Annotated in this window: 2 protein-coding genes and 1 pseudogene; 1 reads left to right on the top strand and 2 read right to left on the bottom strand. The window is 61.9% G+C overall.

Features of this window, described 5'->3' with window-relative positions; translation table 11 throughout:
* Positions 1–186 precede the first annotated feature (186 nt).
* Positions 187–993: pseudogene (locus AC0682_RS31455) on the bottom strand (IS5 family transposase).
* Between the two features lie 772 nt (positions 994–1,765).
* Positions 1,766–2,092 carry a hypothetical protein gene (locus AC0682_RS31450; protein ID WP_478536640.1) on the bottom strand — a complete coding sequence of 109 codons (327 nt, stop codon included), beginning with the start codon at positions 2,090–2,092 and terminating at the stop codon, positions 1,766–1,768.
* Between the two features lie 642 nt (positions 2,093–2,734).
* On the opposite strand from AC0682_RS31450, the gene AC0682_RS31445 reads away from it, so the two are divergent.
* Positions 2,735–3,033 (top strand): helix-turn-helix domain-containing protein (locus tag AC0682_RS31445; protein WP_478536639.1); only part of this gene is annotated, 299 nt, incomplete at its 3' end.

Raw genomic sequence — 3,033 nt, 5'->3', positions numbered from 1 at the left:
ACGAGACCGTGCCTGCACCTGCATCCGGACCCACCCGACACGACCGGTCATCACCGGGCGATCCCACCCAACCCACAAACACGCAGGGTCCCTGGCAGCTGAGCCAGTACGCGGATAGAGCGGCCCGGCGAACCTATCGCCGGGCCGCTCCAAAATTTGACGGCAATTCATTCCAGTGAGCCTCTCTCATCCTCTGTAGTCGCAGGTCAGTAGGGTGTGGATGGCCTGGACGATGGTGCCGATGCGGCGGGTGGAGCATCTTGCTCGCCGGAGCAGTCGCCAGGACTTCAGTTGCGCGAAGGCGCGTTCTCCCGGGGCTCTCAGCCGGGCGTGGCCGCGGTTGAACTGCTGGTAGTGCTGCGGCTGTTCGCGGTGGTGGTAGTACGGGGTGCGGAAGGTGGCGCCGGCGCCCTGGTAGGCGCGGTCGGCGAGGACGAGGATCTGCCGGGTGAGGCAGGCTTGGACGATGCCGTGGGCGCGGGCCGCGGTCAGGTCGTGGGTGCGTCCGGGCGTGGCTCGGGAGAACTAGAGCGGTGTGCCGTCGTGTCGGGCGATGACCTGCACGTTCATGCCGTGCTTGCGGTGTTTTTGCGAGTAGTACGGCTCGTCCGCGCGGATTCGGTCGGTGGGGATCAGGGTGCCGTCGACGATGACGTGGTCGCCCTCGCCGAGGCCGGTGAGGGCTTCGTGGAGTCCGGGTGCCCAGGAGGCCAGGACGTCCAAGGTCTCATCGACGTACCGCCAGGCGGTGGCCTGGGATATCCCGAAACCGGCTCCGAGCTGAGAGAACGTCTCGTTCTTACGCAGATGAACGAGAGTAAGCAGTGCCTGCTTGAAGCAACCGAGCTTGCGCCAGCGGGTGTTGCGCGTCAGGCGGTGCTCGTACAGCAACCAGGAAACATGCTCGACGAGCTCATGAGGGACGTCGACCATGGCAGGATACGGAACCAACAGGGCCTCTTCGGTCGCCGGTGTGTTGAGTGAGATCACCACGCCAACGACGAGAGGCCCTGTCTCGTCACCACGCACCCTGACCAGCCAGTTTCACCTGCCAGCACAGGATGAAAGAGGCTCAGTGAGCGACATGCCGGATTAACTCGGAGCCCGAAAGGTCGACGCCCTCTCAGTTCGACTAATTAGCACCGGGAGGTCATGAGTCCACATCCATGAGGATCAATCCCACCACCATAAGTCCCGCACTTATCGATGCCCCGATTTTCTGACCTCGTGTCCAGTCTTACCAGCCACGCCGACCCTTTGTCGAGACCATCAGACCGAACCCTCCGATGGCCAGTACGGACACCCCGATATAACCCACCATGAACCCCTCCCTCAACACCCATTAGGCATTAGCCCACAATTTGCCCTCCACGCCCGCGCCTCATAGGCAAAGGCGGCCGCCACACCTGCACCCGTGTTGATTTGATCATACCGTTCTGCCCTCGCCCCTGCCTCGACAGTCCTGCCAAGGCCCGAACGCATTATGCAACTGACTTCTTCCCAGTCCGGATGATGGGCGATTCACGGCCCCCAGAGCACTCCTGGCCGAGGCGCCCCGATACAGAACCCTGGCTGCCTTCAGTGCCGCACCACCCCCGGCGACTCCCACAATGTTCAGCGAGCCGCCGGCCCAATCACCTTTGGAAAAGTCGGAATAGGCATCCACTGCCGCACTTGCCATAGCTACGGGGATCAACGCGGGAACGAATATCGCTGCGACAGATTATCGCCGCGCGCTGCGCGTTAAAGAATTTCCCAACATTGTTCAGGCCGCTGCTGATGCCCCCCCCCCCCACACATCATTCTTCTTTCGGCGTTCCGCATCAGCTTTTCGACGCTCATCTGCGGCTTTCCTGGCGGCATGGTCTGCGGCCTTCTTCGCCCCCGCCTTGATGTCGGCCGAGCGCTTCTTGGCGTGACTGTCGTTGACCATGTAGCCAGCAGGGTTGGCCCGGTAAGCCGTGTAGCGCTTCTTGGCCTCCGTGCCCCGCTTCGGGGTCTCCTTCCACACCCACTTGCCGTTCTTGAGGGTGTAGCCGGCGTACATGCCCCGGTCGGAGGCCCAGCGTTCGTCGCCCTTGGCGTTGCCCACCGTGTGGTCCGGGCGCAGGCCCGTCGGGTCGGAGGCTATTGAGGCAGAGAGGCTACTGTTCCGCCTGCTAGAAAGGAGGCCCTAAATCCGAGAATCAGGGGAAACGATCCCTATCTTCCAGGTGTCATTCTTTGGACTCTTTCGATAGAACACATTCGGCTGGATCGGCTCGCACAGCGCCAGGAAAATATCACCCTGATCGAGAGTAACCTCTTCTCGAAAAAAAGTTCCCATACTCCGGCGGGAGCGAATAACTCGAATCACTAGTTCATGTCGCCCCGGGGGCAGGTCAACAAACATAGGACGCTTAAACGTGGTGTTGCTCATCTCGCAGAGCCGAATACCCTCGGATTCAATTGAGACAATCGACCATTTGCGCGTCACGCTACGATGCGAGTCTCTCATCGCACAACGAAAGAGCAACCCAGTCCTCCCCGCCCTCTTCGCGCGCCAGAGGAGAAACCTGACCGACCACGGCAATTTATTATCACCAGTAATTCGATCCACCTGCAGGGGTTGCTCTTTCGGCATGCGTTACACCTGCTCCTTTGAGTTAATCACGATTTGGATCCATCACAGGATTACGGATTCCCAACCATGTATTGATCCGAAACGGTTTGGGTTCTGGGTCGTTGGTGGGGTGTGAGCGATCTGGTGGGGGACGCGCGGCATCTGTCGCCGTCAGCGCAGGAGGCCCTGCGGCTGCGGGCGGTGGCCACGTTGGTGGCGGGGCGGGACCGTGAGGACGTAGCGGCAGTCTTCGGGGTGTCGCTGAAGGCCGTCGACGGGTGGTGGGCGAAGTGGCAGGCTGGCGGCCGGGAGGCGCTGGTCATGCAGCCACGGGGCAAGCCGGTCGGGGTGCACCAGGTGCTCGGGGAGGCCGAGCAGGCCGCTGTGCGGCAGGCGGTCCTCGATCACCGGCCCTGTGACGTGGGCTTGAG

The sequence above is a fragment of the Streptomyces sp. NPDC043746 genome (genome assembly GCF_056436485.1).
Note: the sequence above shows the minus strand (reverse complement) of the source record. Positions and strands in the feature narration are given on the sequence as shown.